The 14,409-nt window shown below is 58.1% G+C and carries 17 protein-coding genes and 1 tRNA gene; 11 read left to right on the forward strand and 7 right to left on the reverse strand.

Going from position 1 to position 14,409, the window contains the following annotated elements:
* Positions 1-203: 203 nt before the first annotated feature.
* From IGS75_RS05850 to IGS75_RS05860, 3 genes are all read left to right on the forward strand, one after another.
* Complete coding sequence (locus tag IGS75_RS05850) at positions 204-815, forward strand: Maf family protein (RefSeq protein ID WP_202257901.1); 612 nt, start codon at positions 204-206, stop codon at positions 813-815.
* Between the two features lie 90 nt (positions 816-905).
* Positions 906-981 (forward strand) — tRNA-Ala (locus tag IGS75_RS05855).
* Between the two features lie 350 nt (positions 982-1,331).
* Positions 1,332-1,769 (forward strand): YjjA family protein, encoded by a 438-nt coding sequence (locus IGS75_RS05860; RefSeq protein ID WP_237469024.1) that lies wholly within the window; start codon positions 1,332-1,334, stop codon positions 1,767-1,769.
* Positions 1,770-1,820: 51 nt separating this feature from the next.
* Here the strand turns inward: IGS75_RS05860 and IGS75_RS05865 are convergent, their stop codons facing one another.
* Complete coding sequence (locus IGS75_RS05865; protein ID WP_141352876.1) at positions 1,821-2,324, reverse strand: YbaK/EbsC family protein; 504 nt, start codon at positions 2,322-2,324, stop codon at positions 1,821-1,823.
* An 80-nt stretch (positions 2,325-2,404) separates the two neighbouring features.
* Here IGS75_RS05865 and IGS75_RS05870 point away from each other — a divergent pair, with 80 nt between their 5' ends.
* From IGS75_RS05870 to IGS75_RS05885, 4 genes are all read left to right on the forward strand, one after another.
* Positions 2,405-2,812 carry a lytic transglycosylase domain-containing protein gene (locus IGS75_RS05870; RefSeq protein ID WP_141352852.1) on the forward strand — a complete coding sequence of 136 codons (408 nt, stop codon included), beginning with the start codon at positions 2,405-2,407 and terminating at the stop codon, positions 2,810-2,812.
* A gap of 75 nt (positions 2,813-2,887) precedes the next feature.
* Positions 2,888-3,781, forward strand: coding sequence for a metal ABC transporter solute-binding protein, Zn/Mn family (locus IGS75_RS05875; RefSeq protein WP_237469026.1), 894 nt, complete (start codon positions 2,888-2,890; stop codon positions 3,779-3,781).
* Positions 3,765-4,457 (forward strand): ATP-binding cassette domain-containing protein, encoded by a 693-nt coding sequence (locus IGS75_RS05880; protein ID WP_237469029.1) that lies wholly within the window; start codon positions 3,765-3,767, stop codon positions 4,455-4,457. Before IGS75_RS05875 ends, IGS75_RS05880 begins: the two co-directional genes overlap by 17 nt.
* Positions 4,444-5,250 carry a metal ABC transporter permease gene (locus tag IGS75_RS05885; protein ID WP_202257902.1) on the forward strand — a complete coding sequence of 269 codons (807 nt, stop codon included), beginning with the start codon at positions 4,444-4,446 and terminating at the stop codon, positions 5,248-5,250. The genes IGS75_RS05880 and IGS75_RS05885 overlap by 14 nt, the downstream gene beginning before the upstream one ends.
* Here the strand turns inward: IGS75_RS05885 and IGS75_RS15680 are convergent.
* On the reverse strand, positions 5,237-5,365 hold the full coding sequence (locus tag IGS75_RS15680) for a hypothetical protein (protein ID WP_255320887.1): 129 nt from the start codon (positions 5,363-5,365) through the stop codon (positions 5,237-5,239). The two genes, IGS75_RS05885 and IGS75_RS15680, sit on opposite strands and share 14 nt — an antisense overlap.
* 121 nt (positions 5,366-5,486) lie before the next feature.
* On the opposite strand from IGS75_RS15680, the gene IGS75_RS05890 reads away from it, so the two are divergent.
* The 4 genes from IGS75_RS05890 (at position 5,487) to IGS75_RS05905 (ending at position 9,026) form a co-directional block, all read left to right on the forward strand.
* The gene (locus tag IGS75_RS05890) at positions 5,487-6,971 is read left to right on the forward strand and encodes a sugar porter family MFS transporter (RefSeq protein ID WP_167495512.1); all 1,485 of its coding nucleotides are present in this window, start codon (positions 5,487-5,489) and stop codon (positions 6,969-6,971) included.
* Positions 6,972-7,009: 38 nt separating this feature from the next.
* Positions 7,010-7,444, forward strand: coding sequence for an HIT family protein (locus IGS75_RS05895; RefSeq protein WP_202258286.1), 435 nt, complete (start codon positions 7,010-7,012; stop codon positions 7,442-7,444).
* 78 nt (positions 7,445-7,522) lie between these two features.
* Positions 7,523-8,482 carry a glycosyltransferase family 2 protein gene (locus IGS75_RS05900; RefSeq protein WP_202257903.1) on the forward strand — a complete coding sequence of 320 codons (960 nt, stop codon included), beginning with the start codon at positions 7,523-7,525 and terminating at the stop codon, positions 8,480-8,482.
* Positions 8,427-9,026 carry a hypothetical protein gene (locus IGS75_RS05905; protein WP_202257904.1) on the forward strand — a complete coding sequence of 200 codons (600 nt, stop codon included), beginning with the start codon at positions 8,427-8,429 and terminating at the stop codon, positions 9,024-9,026. Before IGS75_RS05900 ends, IGS75_RS05905 begins: the two co-directional genes overlap by 56 nt.
* Positions 9,027-9,038: 12 nt before the next feature.
* Here IGS75_RS05905 and IGS75_RS05910 read toward each other — a convergent pair whose 3' ends face one another.
* From IGS75_RS05910 to rfbA, 5 genes are all read right to left on the reverse strand, one after another.
* Positions 9,039-10,796, reverse strand: coding sequence for an HAD-IIIC family phosphatase (locus IGS75_RS05910; protein ID WP_202257905.1), 1,758 nt, complete (start codon positions 10,794-10,796; stop codon positions 9,039-9,041).
* 48 nt (positions 10,797-10,844) lie between these two features.
* On the reverse strand, positions 10,845-11,852 hold the full coding sequence (locus tag IGS75_RS05915; protein WP_202257906.1) for a glycosyltransferase: 1,008 nt from the start codon (positions 11,850-11,852) through the stop codon (positions 10,845-10,847).
* A 111-nt stretch (positions 11,853-11,963) separates the two neighbouring features.
* Positions 11,964-12,869 (reverse strand): dTDP-4-dehydrorhamnose reductase, encoded by a 906-nt coding sequence (gene rfbD, locus IGS75_RS05920; RefSeq protein WP_202257907.1) that lies wholly within the window; start codon positions 12,867-12,869, stop codon positions 11,964-11,966.
* Entirely contained in the window at positions 12,866-13,429 is a 564-nt protein-coding gene (gene rfbC, locus IGS75_RS05925; RefSeq protein ID WP_202257908.1) for a dTDP-4-dehydrorhamnose 3,5-epimerase, read from the reverse strand. Before rfbC ends, rfbD begins: the two co-directional genes overlap by 4 nt.
* Before the next feature lie 102 nt (positions 13,430-13,531).
* Positions 13,532-14,398: a glucose-1-phosphate thymidylyltransferase RfbA gene (rfbA, locus tag IGS75_RS05930; protein WP_202258288.1), complete on the reverse strand. Its 867-nt coding sequence runs from the start codon at positions 14,396-14,398 to the stop codon at positions 13,532-13,534.
* Positions 14,399-14,409 lie beyond the last annotated feature (11 nt).

A 14,409-nucleotide genomic window follows, 5' to 3' on the forward strand; every position in this document is an offset into this window, starting at 1 on the left:
GGATTCAATCCCGAATTGCCCACAGAGAGGCTGTGTACAACCCCCAGTTCCGGCTGGTGTATCGTATAATCCACGGTACTCGGTACTCCTTTCGTAAGGGCAGGTACTATCCCCATGTACCCCAGTACTGACGCAATCTCTTCACCGAGTGATCCGCAGTACTCGTCCCCATTCCAACAGTCGATAGTACGGAGTCGTACTTCATGACCTCTTTCAGTACTTCCCTCATTCTTGCCAGTGGCTCTTCAGCCCGGCGCACGCTGCTTGAAAATGCGGGCTTGGTCGTACAGACCAGACCGGTCGACCTCGACGAGGAGACGCTGCGGCAGTCCTGTGAAGAGCAGGGGCATACGCTTTCTCAAACGGCGATTGCCTTGGCGGATGCAAAAGCGAACCTTGCGACACGGGATATGGGCTTTGATGAGCTCACGGTTGCGGCTGACCAGATCCTTGATCTGGATGGAGTGGCGTTTGCCAAGCCGGGGTCTGTGGTAGAAGCGGCGGAGCATCTGCGTCGTCTGCGGGGGCGGACGCATGTCCTACGCACGGCTGTCGTTCTCTATAAGGGGGGCGAGAAAATCTGGGAGCATCTGGCGTCGCCGCGGTTGACGATGCGGAATTTCTCTGAGGATTTTCTGAAGGTCTATCTGGAGAGGGAAGGCTTGGCGATCCTGTCTTGTGTAGGGGCGTATCGGCTTGAAGGCCCGGGGATACAGCTTTTTTCGGCTGTTGAAGGCGCGCAGGATGCGGTGATGGGACTACCGCTGTTGCCGCTGCTGGAGGAACTGCGGGAACTGAAGGTCCTTGTGGTCTAAAAAATCTGTTTTTCGGGCTTGTCAGGGCGAAATCATGACGATATACCGCCCTCATCCGGCACCGTCCCAAAGGGGCCGTTTGAAACATGTGGGGCCATAGCTCAGTTGGGAGAGCGCCTGAATGGCATTCAGGAGGTCGTCGGTTCGATCCCGATTGGCTCCACCAGTTTTACTTTTCCCCGAAATTTAAATCTTTGTTTCAGTTTAGCGGATCGCGACTTTTTGATGCGGGCATTTTAGCTCCCATACGGCAGTCGGGTGCAGACCGGAATTCAACATGCCTCCTTTCATGGATTTTGACCAGAGAGCTCTGTGAAACGACCGGTTTGATGCGTCTGGTAAGGCGAGCGTTTCGTAAGTGCTAGCCAGTTCATTTTACCATAATCTATGGTGCGGCGCGGGAGTTCTGCTGAGACGATAAGGATGGACCTGCTGTCTACCTATGTTAGCGTAACCTCAGGGGCGGTATGAATTCTGGCAGGTGCTGCCCTGAACGTTCTCTGAAGGAGAAATACGGTGCGTTACTCAAACGGTATTTTCGCGTTTCTTGCAGCGGCTGGTCTCGTTGTGTCGTCGGCGCATGCTCAGTCCATTCCGGGCGTTGGTAGTGCGGGCAATGCCATGAGCGGCATGTCGGGCATGAGTGGCATGACCGATGGCACCGGCATGATGAGCAGCATGCTGCCGAATATCTCTTCCGCCAGTACGGGCAATGTCGCCGGTGTTCTGACCTATTGTGTGCAGAATAACTATCTGAGCGGCAGCGGCGCGACCTCGGCTCTGAGTAGCCTGACCGGCAAGCAGGGCGTGACGTCGTCCAGCGATTACACGGCTGGTCAGCAGGGGCAGCTTCTGACTGGGGGCAGCAATGCGTTCTCGCTATCGAGCCTGAAGGGGCAGATGAAGCAAAAAGTCTGCAACATGGTCCTCAGTCACGCGAAGAATTTGCTCTGAAGCATCCGTGTTCCGGTTGCTCGCGTTCGCGACCGTCCGGTTTTGGATGGTTTAAAGCGGTTTGACGAGATCGGCCGTGATGCCGTTCGTCGCAGTCAGGGCATCCTGGGGTGAAAGCTCGATGAGGAGACCCTGATTTCCGCCGTTGATGACGACGGGTGGGCCGTCCATGCCGCATTGTTCGAAGGCGGTGGGGACGGTGCTGCGCTGTCCGAAGGGACTGACGCCGCCGATGCGGTAGCCAGTGCGCTGTTCGGCATCGGGGCGCGAGAGCATCTTGGCTTTCCGGCCGCCGAAGGCCTGCGCCACGCGGGCGAAATCCAGTTCGCGGTCTGCGGGAAGCACGACGCAGGCAGGGCGGCCGTCGATCTGCACCATCAGGGTCTTGAGGACATGATCTGGCGACAGGCCGAGTGCTGCGGCAGCGGCCACACCGAGTTTTCCGGCCGAGGGATCGTAATCATAGACATGGCGTTCATAGGAAATGCTGAGAGCGTCCAGTGTCAGGGTCGCGGATGTGTCCTGCACGCTTGTCCTCCTGTCCTGTGTGGCCATCTTGAAGGGTTCAGGATGGCAGGCGCGGGCGTCCGATGCTAGGGTCAAGACCATGATTCAACAGCGTTGTGTCCGTAAACATGGCTGCTAGTCTGCTGGCCTGCATGCTGGCTTCGGCCCTGCATTACAGGCTGCCGCCGCGCATTCTGCCTGCGATCCAGCGGGTCGAGGGCGGGACGATGGGTCATGTCAGCACGAATACGGACGGGTCGGTTGATATCGGGCTCATGCAGATCAATTCGCGCTGGATTTTGCCCATCGCGTCCATGATCCATCAGCCTGTGCCGCAGGTTGCGGCGCGACTGGCGCTTGATCCGTGTTTCAACATTGCGGCGGCGGCCATGATCCTGCGCAGGGCGCTGGATGACGAGCATGGCAATCTGATGAAGGCAATCGGGGATTATCATTCCCGGACGTTGCCGCTCAATCTGGATTACCAGCGTAAGGTGGTGGCTGCTGCTGCGGCGCTTTATCTGCGTCGGGGATAAGACGGTCCGGTGAGGATGGTCAGGTCATAAATGTTACTTTATAACACCCAGGCCTTGACCCCTGCCCTGAGGACCATGATGCGTTTTTTTCCAGCTGTTCTGCTGGCTGCACTGATTTCAGGACCTGTAGCCGTCGCTCAGGCCGAACCTTCGCAGCCCCCCGTGCGCGTGGTTTGCGTTGAAGCGGCCTGGTGTGATGTGGCGGCGCAGATCGGGGGGGCGGATGTGCAGACACAGGCTCTTCTGGCGACGCCGGGGATTGATCCGCATGATCTGACGCCCTCGCCTTCCATGGCGCGCGCCATGGCGGGAGCGACCATCGCGGTGGTGAATGGCGCGACCTATGACGACTGGGCGCTTCCCTTTACGGCTTCCGTGCCGGAGCGGATCGTGGTGGCGTCTCTGGTGGGGTGGCGGCCCGGCGACAATCCGCATCTTTTTCTCGATCCGGTGGCAGTGGGGAAAGTCGCGCAGGTTTTTGCGGACAGGCTGTCGCATCAGCCGGGAATTTCGGCGTTGGACGTGGCGGAGCGGCTGGCGGCGTTCCGGAAAGAGCTGGAGGGCGTGACAGCCCGTCTGGCGGTGATGAAGGCCCGTCATGATGCCGTGCCCGTGCCCGTGCCCGTGCCCGTGGCGGCGGTGGAGCCGGTCGGAGAGACGTTGCTTCGGGATGCGGGGTTGGCGGTTGTGGATGAGAATTTTGCGCTTGCGATCATGAACCATGCGGAGCCGTCACCGCGCGATGTGGCACAGGTTGATATGCTGGTTGACGGGCGGAAGGTGCGGATGCTGATGACCAATCCGGCTATTCACTCGCCGCAGATCGACCGGCTGGTGGATCGGGCGCAGGCTGTGGGCTTGCCGGTCGTGGCGATTGGGGAGACTTTGCCACCGGGTCAGTCCTGGCAGGGCTGGGTTCATGGCATTCTTCAGACGGTGGAGCAGGCGCTGGATGATGGCGGAAAATAAACGGGTCTGCTGTCAGCCGGAGCGTGGGCTGGTTTTGCGGGACGTGACGCTCATGGCGGGATCGACCTGTGTGTTGCGGGATGCGTCCCTGATGGTGCCGCTTTCGGGCATGACGCTTCTGTCGGGGCGGAACGGGGCGGGGAAGTCCACGCTGCTGCGGGCGATGCTGGGGCTGATCCCGCTTCAGGTGGGCGAAATTCTCACGCATGGTCTGTCGCCGGCGCAGGCCCGGCAGCATATCGGTTACATGCCGCAGAGTGTGACTGATGTGGCGTTGCTGCTTCCGGCGGTCAGTCATGTGCGGGCGGCAGTGGACGGCGTGCGCTGGGGGCTGCCGCTGCGTGTGCGGTCGCGGCGGGAAGAGGCGGACCGGCTTCTGGCGCTGACGGGGGCTTCGGCGTTTGCGCATCGTCCGCTGGGACTGCTGTCTGGTGGGGAGCGTCAGCGGGTCGGGTTGGCGCAGGCTCTGGCAGGGAATCCGGATCTGCTGTTGCTGGATGAGCCGCTGGCGGCGCTTGATCAGGCGGGGCAGGAGCGGACGGTGCGTCTGTTGCGGGATCTGACGGAGCGCCTGGGGATCGGGATTGTTTTGACGTCTCATGAAACCGAGGCCCTGTCCGGGGCTGTGACGCGGGTTGTGCAGCTTGCGGAAGGGGGGTTGCATGTTCGAGTTTGATTTCATGCGCCATGCCTTTGTGGGCGCGGCGGTTGTGTCTGTTCTGGCGGGGACGGTGGGCTGGTTCCTGATGCTGCGGCGTCAGGCGTTCGCGGCCCATGCGTTGTCGCATATCGGATTCAGCGGGGCGGCCGGAGCGGTCTGGCTCGGCTTTCCGCCGCTTTCGGGAATGGTAGCGTTTAGTCTGATGGCAGGGTTCGTTATCGGGGTTGAGCGCGAAGGGGAGCGTGGCGTTCCCGCCCAGCGGGACAGCACGATCGGGCTTGTGCTGGCGGCCAGTCTGGGGCTTGGGGCGTGGTTCCTGCATATGAGCAACCGGGGCTCCAGCCTTGCGACCACGCTGCTGTTCGGGGATGTTCTGGGCATCGATATGCCGACGCTGGAGGCGCTGTGCGGGGTGGCCGTGCTGTGTCTGGGGGGGCTGGCGTTTCTGGGGCGTCGGCTGCTGTTTGCCAGTCTGGCGCCGGAAGTGGCGCGTGCGCGTGGTGTTCCGGCGCGGCTGGTGTCGGTGGTGTTCATGGCGGTGGCGGCGTTGGCCTGTGCGGCCTGTGCGGAAGTGGCAGGGGCGCTTCTGGCGTTTAGCCTGATGATCGGGCCTGCCGCGACGGCGTTGAAGCTCGGGCTTGGGCCGCTGGTCGGGATTGCGCTCTCGGTTGGGCTTGCGCTCGCACTGTCATGGGGGGGGCTGATACTGTCCTGGGTGACGGACGCGCCCGTGCCGTTTTGGATCGGGCTTGGGGCGACCCTGTCCTATACGCTGGCCGATCTGTGGATGCGGTTCAGAAGTCCGTGAGGCCGGACAGCTTGAAATGGATCAGCATTATGAATGCGACCAGCATCACATGCATGATGATCAGTGCTTTCGTGCTGATAACCGGAACATCTCGGGTTGTGTCAGGTGTCTGCATGGGTCGCATCCTGATGGTTTTAGGGTGTGGTAGTCAATTCTGATTGTGTTTTAGGCCACGATTTGTGGCGGTTTTCTCCCAAGCCTGAAAAACTATTCGCTTTGTAATATGTTATCTCATTATGGAAAACGATACGAAAACAGTCCGAACCGGACGGGAACATATTGATCCCGCGTCCATCGAGGTTTCTCCTAATGCCAAGCTGATGCTGATTCTGGCGGCTGTGGTTGCTGCGATCTGCGGCGGTTTGTACGGCTATGACACCGGCATCATCTCGGGCACGCTACCCCTGATCGGGGATGATTTCCATCTGAATGCCACCATGAAGGAATGGGTCGCTTCCGCGATCCTTCTGGGGGCGATCTTCGGGGCTTTTGGCGCGGGCAGCTTGTCGGAGAAATTTGGACGGCGGAACACCACCTGTCTGGTCAGTGGCGTGTTCGTGGCGGGGGCAACGGCCTGCTCGCTGGCGCCGGATGTCTGGAGTCTGATTGCGGCACGTTTCGTGTTGGGGCTGGCGGTTGGTGGTTCGACGCAGGTCGTGCCGATGTATATTTCCGAACTGGCACCGCAGGAGCGTCGTGGCACACTGGTCACGATGTTCAATGTGGCCATCGGTCTGGGCATTTTGATTGCCAATATCATCGGCTTCACCGAGCGCGTGAACTGGGGCTGGCGTCCGATGGTCGGGATTGCCGCTATTCCGGCCGCTATAGTGTTCGTCTCCATGTTCTTTATGCCCAAGAGTCCGCGCTGGGTGGCTGAGAACGAGGGCATGAAGAGTGCAATCATCCAGCTCGGCCGGATCCGCACAACCAAGCGGGCTATCCGCCGCGAGGTTCAGACCATCCGTGAGAATGCGGAAGGGATCGAGCCGAAGAACCGTGGCTGGCGCGGTCTGTTTCAGCCCTGGGTCCGCCCGGCGCTTGTGGCGGCGCTCGGCGTTGCGTTCTTCACGCAGTGCGGCGGGTTGGAGATGATGATCTATTACACTCCGACCTTTCTGAATGACGCAGGTTTTGGCACATCGTCGGCGCTTTTGGCGTCGCTGGGTGTGGCGGTGATCTACTGCATCATGACGTTCCTGGGGTGTATGTTCGTGGACAGGATCGGCCGTCGTCGCCTGATGCTCATTATGGGACCGGGGGCTGCGCTGTCGCTGGTCGGGCTTGGGGTGATGTTCCTGAGCCATCCGGCTCCTGGTAGCGTCGGCGCCTATATGATCGTCGTGTTCCTGCTGTTGTTCATGATGTTCAATTCTGGCGGGATCCAGGTTTGTGGCTGGTTGCTGGGGGCTGAGATGTTCCCGCTCTCCATGCGTGGTCAGGCAACGTCTCTTCATGCCGCGACGCTATGGGGGGCCGATCTGCTGGTGACCAGCACCGCGTTGAGTATGGCCGAAGCCATTGGGCTGAGCTGGACGATGTGGTTCTATGCGTTCGTCAATCTGGCATCCGTGATCTTTGTCTTTTTCTTTGTGCCGGAAACGGCTGGTGCGTCTCTTGAGGACATTGAAGACGCGCTTCTTGAGAATCGCTTTCGCCCAACACCGGGGCATACCCGGATTGTGCAGAGCGAGGACGGGGACGCCGAAGCCGCTGCATGATACACTTTCCCCTTCACGCAGAAGGGGCGCTGACCATGATGGATGTTATCGCACAGAGGGTTGCCGCCGCACAATGTGGCAGCAACCCTTCTGTTATCGGGCGTATGAAATCGGGCTGGCTGGTGATCGGGCAGACGCAGCCTCTGCCGGGGTATTGCCAGCTTTTGGCCGATCCGGTCGTGCCCACGATCAATGATCTCAAGGGTGATGCGCGGGCGCAGTATCTGGCCGATATGGCCGCGGTCGGGGATGCGTTACTGACTGTCACCGATGCGGTGCGGATCAATTATGAGACCTGGTGCAATCTGGCGCCGTCCCTGCACACACATATTGTCCCGCGCTATGCCTCAGAAGACCCGGAGAAAGCTACGTGTCCGGCGGGAACGGTTTATGATTACGACGCAGCCAGGCCGTTCAGTCTGGAGCAGGACGGACCATTCATGAAGGCCATGCGGCGTTATTTGAATCTTTAAATCATAGGGTAGTCATTTTTCTTCTCGGCATTACATTCTATGGTTCGGGTTTCTGGAGATGCAGGGCAGCTTACTGGCATGAAAACAGCAATTATTCTGATTGTTCGGAACGAAGTGCAGGACATTGTGTGGTGGCTTGCTCATCATCTCGGTGTCGGGATCTCCACTCTTATTATTTATGACGCTGGTTCGACCGATGGAACGTGGAGCCTGCTGCAGGCTGCCAGGCGGACATCCGACATCCGGCCTCATCGTCTTGATTATGCGGCGCATGAAACGTGGGGGGGCCTTCGCAGGAGAGCTGTTGCCGATGTTCGGGAGCGTTATGGCCGGGAGTTTGACTGGCTGGGTGTTTTCGGGATTGAGGACTATCTGACGCTGGCGGAGGAGCATACGCTTCAAAGCCTGTTCCCGAAGGAAGAAGACTATCGGAGTGTTCTGTTTAGCCACCGTTTGTATGGCGGCAACGGTTATATTGGTCTGCCGAGATGTTCGCCTGTTCATGCCTATATCCGCCATGCTCCGGACGAGTTTCCACATCATGGAGAGGGTATTCTGTTCGTCCGTTCCGTAGTGATGGATCATGCTTCTATTGAGCAGTCGGACTGGGGACTGGACGGGAAAGACACTCTTCGCCCGTCAGGTCAGACCCTGGAGGATCATGAAGAGCGGGAGTGGACGCATGGCTGGGTGCGTCGATATGCCGTCAGAAGTATGGCACATCAGGTTCGGAGACTTGCCTTTGATCGTGCGCTCGACAGGCAGCAGCCTGACCTGCATGCTCTGGACCGCAATGATGTCGAAGGCACGGGGTCTCCGCTTTTTGCAAAAACGGAAAGCCTTGCTGTCGCAATTTATGGCGACGTTTGGGCCGATATTATACGCAGGAAGAAATTCGAACAGATCCTGCAAATGCCGGACAGGGATTCTGAAGCCTTCTCTCCGTCATCAGGAGCCAGATTTTTCAGGATACAGGGCCTGAATGGGGAGTTCCTGTGCTGTGACCAGCGGGGGGGGCCATCTGGTCGGTCTTCATGAAGGATACATCGAAAAAAGCGGCCATCATGTCCTGATGCTGGGTTGTGTCTGGGAAGAATTTCCGGGCTGGATCGTGCTGTTTCGCGAGGACGGTCAGATCTGCAGCAACACGATCAGTCATGCCGGGCTTGCTCCCGTTCCGGTTCCGGTTGCAGCGTTTGAGACAGTAAATGTGGAGAACGGAGCGGTTGTTGCGATACGTTTGCCGGCTACGGGCCGTTTTCTGACGCTTATTGCGGGAACCGGGGAAGTTTGCGTGAACAGGGTAGAAGCTCTCGGATGGGAACATTTCCATCTTGTCCCTGTTGAGGCTCCTTTATCCGGACACGGACCAGAGCTTACGGAAGCATTGGGTTGCGTGCCGGTTCTGCTGGATGGGAAACTGCGGGCAGAAAATCTGGCGGCGGTCCTTGAAAGGATGGATGTCTCGCAGTCTTTTCTGTTGCCCCTCATGTTCTCCATGCTACCGGAGCGGGAGCAGGTACGGTTCAACGTGGACTATTCCGGTCTGTTCCCCTCTTGGCTCAGCACACTGGTGTTCTGAGCAGAGCGCTTCTCAGGCGCTCACCTGTTGTTCGGGGACCGGGTGATTTCGTTCGAGATACCGATAGACCTGCTTCAGGCGGAGTGCCAGCCGCTGATAGACGATGCGGGTAAAATGGGTGGAAGTGGTCTGTTCATCGGGATTTTCGACGAAATCGTCGATCGGGATAACGGAGACGTTTGGGAAATTCTTCTGCTCGGTTTTGGTCCACCGGTTCATGGATTGGTGCCTTTCCAGAATTTCGGAAGGCATGCTGGCCGGGTTCTCACTGCTTAGCAGGAGAATGACCTGAGTGTCAGCCGGAATAGCAGTCAGGATTTCCCTTAGATTCTTTCTGAAAAATGGTTCATCAGAGGGTCCCTGATACACCATGTTCGCCCTGAAATACCGGAAAGCCTGAATACCTTCTTCAGGCACGCCGCGGTTTCGTAGATCAGCTTCATAGAATGTGGTCAGGTCATTATAGCCGAGATTGGAAGGCGTGTAGGTCAGGACCGTTTGACCGTCATGCTGGGCGTAGGTCCGGTAATACAGGTCTCCCCAAAAGCTGAAGATAATCAGACTGTAATGGGGAGATGCATAATCCAGAGAAAGGTCTTCATCAGTATAGCCGCAGTTCAGTAGGCACTCCCGCTGAGCGGCTGGTACGGGTCTTGCCGACTGTGCAACGATGGTTGAATGGTCGCGTCGCAGTTCACCGCCGTGACGGATGGTGTTGGCGAACAGGCGGAAACGCTCGGTAACGGGCTGCAGATAATGCGCCACGGCTTCTAGATCGCAGCCGCCGCAAAGCAGGATACCGCCACGCCCGGCACTTTCGCGCGTCGCGGTATCCTTTTCCTCGTTGTAAAATGAGATCCAGTCTGCCGGATTGCTTTCGTCAAAGAGATCCGAAATGACTTCTCCTTTGATATGAATTTCAGGACGGCCAAGCTGGCGGTAAAGCCAGAGTTCCACGAACATGCCCAGTGTACGGCATGAGAAGCAGTATTGTTCGAGCTTGTTGTAACCCGCACCCCGGACGTGAACAAAAAAGCCGACATAGCCGTAATCTCCAAACCGGTCCCGCACATGCACCAAGGCTGTGTGAACATTGTAGGAGCGGATCATGTCCCGCACCTGCTGGCGCGCGGTTTCTATGTCGTCGGAAACACGGTTCTTGGTGTAGTTGAGCTGGTTTGTCCGGTTCAGGAGTTCGACGGCACGGTCGATATTGCCTTCGACGTCGTAATTGAGTTCGACCGTGATGTCGCTTTCCCGCAAGAAATCGAATGCGTTTCCGCCAATGGTCTGTTTGGCTGCATTTTTGACTTCAAGGATTTTGTAGTCCGCCAGACGCTTCATGTCTGGGTCGGGCTTGCCTTTGAAAAGAGGGTTTTCTAACAACCCAGGGAGAATGCTTTCGTCCGCGACCTGAAGGTCGGGGACCATGAATTTTGCTTCTTCAAGATTCATGGGATTGTCATCAACAAACAGGATCGTAGGCGCTCGAAGCTGTGCCTGTTCGACGATTTCGCGGATTCTTGGGCCTTTTGTATCCCAGTTTATACTGGGGAAGACGAAATATTCCCAAATTCCTAGCCGTTCGAGGACATCTTTGGCTGCGTTGAAATCGTTTTTCGAGCAGATGGAACTGACGATGCCGCGCCGGGCAAGTTCCTTGACGACCTCACCGAAATGCTGGTCCTCATCAATGCCACCTTCAGTCAGTGTCCCTTTCCAGAACGTTTCGTCGAGATCCCAGATGATGAGTCTTACGGCTTCGGTCATGGAAAGGTACTTCCTATAAGAACGATTGTATTTGGAGGATAAGCATAGTCAGCGGTATTTGCCAGATCGAATGGGAACAGTACTGTCCCGGACCCGTTTGACAGTCTGTGATCGGGGATGGGTCGGGAAAAGATACCATAGTCTGAAAACCAGACTTTCTACAGATCGCTGACGTTTGAGACTTCTGTAGCGGCACAGGACAGACAAACGCTGTACAAAAGTCCGGGCTGCTGCGAGGTCTTCAAGGAGTTTCCGGTTTTCCGGTGCAATTGTTTTTTGGCCTTCTCGCAGGCAGGCGACATTGGAATTGAAGATCGTCATGAAGACCTTCGGTCCGCGGCGGCAGGCGGCCCAGGCGCGTCTGATGAAAGAACCGGTTGCACCAACGGTGTTGTGGGCGTGTTGCCGGTAGTAGCTGACGCAGCGGTTGTCGAAAATGACCTCTCCGCCGGCCGCGGACGTTAGAAGATAGGCCCACCAGTCATGCAGGACTGAAGGCGGGGGCGGCGTGTTTCGCATCAGGCTGTGGGCTGCGGCGTTCAGCAGGATGGTGTGGCCGGTTGCGATGTTCTGTGTCAGGGAAGCATGGAAATCGGGTCTACGGCTCAGGGGGGCGGACTCCTGGAAAATGACGAGATCCGCGTCTGTCAGATACTGCCGGGCGCAATACAGGGTCGGCTTTTCGGCCGGGCGACGGCTGACGGCATCGAGGGCCCATTCCAGCTTTTTCGGTTCCCAGATGTCGTCCTGATCGGCGAAGGCGACATAGGGCGTGGTGGGGATGGCGTCGAGCAAATGCGCGTAAGATCCTGCGACGCCCAGGCGGCCGTGACGGGTCGTGATTTCGACGCATCGGCCCTGTCCGGGACCTTCGGCAAAGGCTCGCATCCGTTCGTGTGAAAGATCGGCCGAGGCGTCATCGCGCCAGTAGAGCGTCCAGTCAGGATAGGTCTGGGCCAGGATGCTGGTAAGCTGGGCGTCCAGATAGGTTTCGCCATTGTAGAGCGACAGGAGAATGGCAATCTGAGGGGAAGATTTGGCCCTTTTCTGTGTCATGTTTCGGCACCTGGGCATGAGGCCGAAAGAAAGAAAAAGGGAATCATTCGGACGCAACGGCATAGAATGTGATGGTCGGTTGCCCTCCTGTAGGGAGAGGGCAACAGGCGGTCAGGCTTCAGGAGAAAACAGCTTGTGGACGATATGCGTCACGCTGTGGCGCCAGTCCGGCATTTTTACGCCGAAGACCCGATGGAGCTTCGAATTGTCCATTCGGGAGTCCTGCGGACGTTTAGCCGGAGTGGGCCAGTCTTCTGTGCGGATAGCGTTGACCTGCGGCATGGTTTGGCCATGCTTTGCGGCGTCTTCTAGCGCGGCGACGGCCAGGCCGTGCCATGTGGTTTCGCCGGTTCCACTGGCGTGGAAAATACCGCGATATTCTGGTTTCCAGCCATCGCGCTCAATCAAGGCGATAATGGCGAGGATGGCTTCGGCCAGATCGTCAGAACTGGTCGGGTTGCCTTTCTGGTCACCGACGACTTTGAGCACCGGGTTTTTGGCGCCCGCATTGATCATTGTGCGCACGAAGTTTTTGCCGTGGGCCGAATAGACCCAGGACGTACGCAGGATGATGCTTTTGATGTTGGAGGTCAGGACGGCCTGCTCACCTTCGGCCTTGGTGTTGCCATAGACCGTCTCGGGAGAGGTGGCGTCCTCTTCGGTGTAGGGCGTACCTTTGTTGCCGGAGAAAACATAGTCCGTCGAAACGTGGATGAATGGGATGTCTGCCTTCGCACAGGCTGCGGCAAGTGCGGCCGGGCCGGTGTTGTTGGCGCGGTCGGCGCCGTTCTTTTCCGTTTCGGCCAGATCGACAGCTGTCCAGGCGGCTGCATTCACGACAATTGACGGTTTGTACTTCTCAACCGTGACGGCAATGGTTTCCGGGTGGTCGAAGTCGAATTCCGGACGGCCAACGCGGATGATGCGCTCGTCGCCGAGGTTCTGAAGGGACGTCGCAAGTTGGCCGTTGCCGCCCGTGACGAGAATGGGACCTGTGCTGGACATCGTCATGCTCACTTTTCGTACGGGAACCAGCCCTTGGCTTCTGCAAAATGCGGTGCGACCTTGTCCTTGTCGGACAGGATGGCGTTAGCTTCGGAAACGGGCCAGTCGATCTTCAGTTCCGGGCAGTTCCAGATGACGGCGCGTTCGGAGACCTTGCTGTAGAGCGATGTGCATTTGTACTGCACTTCGGTGTTCTCTTCGAGCGTGACAAAGCCGTGCAGGAAGCCGGGCGGAATCCAGAGTTGGGACCAGTTTTCGGCGGAGAGTTCGGCAGCGCACCACTTGCCATAGGTCGGGGAGCCCGTGCGGGCGTCGACGGCTACGTCCCAAATGGCGCCGCGTGTGACGCGGACAAGCTTGCCTTGCTCGTAAGGTGCAAGCTGGCAGTGGAGGCCGCGGACAACACCTTTCTGGCGGGACAGGCTCTGGTTGTCTTGGACGAAAGGCAGATCGATGCCGGCTTCGCCCATGCGTTCCACGTTATAAGTTTCGGAGAAGAAGCCGCGATTGTCACCAAAACGGGGAGGCGTGACGAGAATGACCTCGGGAATGGAAAGACGTTCGACTTTCATGCTCTGAAATTCCTGTCGTGAAAATTGGATCGTGAAAATTTCTCATGGAAAAAACGGTTCCGGCTTCAAAAGGATACAGAAAACCGGAGCCGTTTGCGCAAATCAGCTATCGGCCAGTTCCAGAAGAAGGCGACCGAGTTCGGTCTTGCCCATTTTCTTTGCATGTTCGCGAAGCTGCTTGGCGTTGATGAACTTGTTGCGGAAGGCGACCTCGGCGGGAGAACCGACCAGCATGCCTTGACGAGACTGGATGGTCTGCACGAAGGTTCCCGCCTGCATCAGGCTGTCGGGCATGCCTGCATCGAGCCAGGCGCAGCCGCGACCCAGACGATCCACCTGAAGGGTGCCTTCTTCGAGATACATGCGGTTAAGATCAGTGATTTCCAGCTCGCCACGGGGGCTGGGCTTCACTTTCTTGGCGAAGTCCACGACGCGGTGATCGTAGAAATACAATCCTGTGATGGCCCAGTTGGAGTCCGGATGGGTCGGCTTTTCCTCGACCTTGAGAGCGAGGCCGCTTTCGTCGAACGAGACAACGCCGTAACGCTCCGGATCGCGGACCTGATAGGCGAAGACGGTCGCACCTTCGGGGCGGTTGGAGGCTGCGCGCAGCAAGACGCCAAGATGTTCGGAGAAAATCAGGTTGTCGCCCAGCGCCAGTGCGCATGGCGCGCCCTGGATCCAGTCTTCTGCGATCAGGAAGGCCTGCGCCAGCCCGTCCGGAGAGGGCTGGACGCGATATTCGAAGGTGACGCCGAACTGTGAGCCGTCGCCCAGAAGGCGCTGGAACTGGGGCATGTCATGGGGCGTTGTGATGATCATGATATCCCGGATTCCCGCCAGCATTAGCGTGGAAAGGGGATAGTAGATCATCGGCTTGTCATAGACGGGCAAGAGTTGCTTGGAGGCAGCCATCGTCATCGGATACAGGCGTGTGCCCGAACCGCCGGCGAGGATGATGCCCTTCATGGGCTTGGTCT

This window comes from Gluconobacter sphaericus (assembly GCF_016757795.1).
GTDB lineage: Bacteria > Pseudomonadota > Alphaproteobacteria > Acetobacterales > Acetobacteraceae > Gluconobacter > Gluconobacter sphaericus.

What these genes read in the sequence shown, in the direction of transcription:
- IGS75_RS05865 (WP_141352876.1), bottom strand. Translation starts at nt 2,324, where the DNA reads ATGGCCACACAGGACAGGAGGACAAGCGTGCAGGACACATCCGCGACC.
- IGS75_RS05880 (WP_237469029.1), top strand. Translation starts at nt 3,765, where the DNA reads ATGATGGCGGAAAATAAACGGGTCTGCTGTCAGCCGGAGCGTGGGCTG.
- rfbC (WP_202257908.1), bottom strand. Translation starts at nt 13,429, where the DNA reads ATGAAAGTCGAACGTCTTTCCATTCCCGAGGTCATTCTCGTCACGCCT.
- IGS75_RS15680 (WP_255320887.1), bottom strand. Translation starts at nt 5,365, where the DNA reads ATGCAGACACCTGACACAACCCGAGATGTTCCGGTTATCAGCACGAAA.
- IGS75_RS05895 (WP_202258286.1), top strand. Translation starts at nt 7,010, where the DNA reads ATGGATGTTATCGCACAGAGGGTTGCCGCCGCACAATGTGGCAGCAAC.
- IGS75_RS05875 (WP_237469026.1), top strand. Translation starts at nt 2,888, where the DNA reads ATGATGCGTTTTTTTCCAGCTGTTCTGCTGGCTGCACTGATTTCAGGA.
- IGS75_RS05900 (WP_202257903.1), top strand. Translation starts at nt 7,523, where the DNA reads ATGAAAACAGCAATTATTCTGATTGTTCGGAACGAAGTGCAGGACATT.
- rfbA (WP_202258288.1), bottom strand. Translation starts at nt 14,398, where the DNA reads ATGAAGGGCATCATCCTCGCCGGCGGTTCGGGCACACGCCTGTATCCG.
- IGS75_RS05885 (WP_202257902.1), top strand. Translation starts at nt 4,444, where the DNA reads ATGTTCGAGTTTGATTTCATGCGCCATGCCTTTGTGGGCGCGGCGGTT.
- IGS75_RS05910 (WP_202257905.1), bottom strand. Translation starts at nt 10,796, where the DNA reads ATGACCGAAGCCGTAAGACTCATCATCTGGGATCTCGACGAAACGTTC.
- IGS75_RS05850 (WP_202257901.1), top strand. Translation starts at nt 204, where the DNA reads ATGACCTCTTTCAGTACTTCCCTCATTCTTGCCAGTGGCTCTTCAGCC.
- IGS75_RS05890 (WP_167495512.1), top strand. Translation starts at nt 5,487, where the DNA reads ATGGAAAACGATACGAAAACAGTCCGAACCGGACGGGAACATATTGAT.
- IGS75_RS05905 (WP_202257904.1), top strand. Translation starts at nt 8,427, where the DNA reads ATGGGGAGTTCCTGTGCTGTGACCAGCGGGGGGGGCCATCTGGTCGGT.
- IGS75_RS05915 (WP_202257906.1), bottom strand. Translation starts at nt 11,852, where the DNA reads ATGACACAGAAAAGGGCCAAATCTTCCCCTCAGATTGCCATTCTCCTG.
- IGS75_RS05870 (WP_141352852.1), top strand. Translation starts at nt 2,405, where the DNA reads ATGGCTGCTAGTCTGCTGGCCTGCATGCTGGCTTCGGCCCTGCATTAC.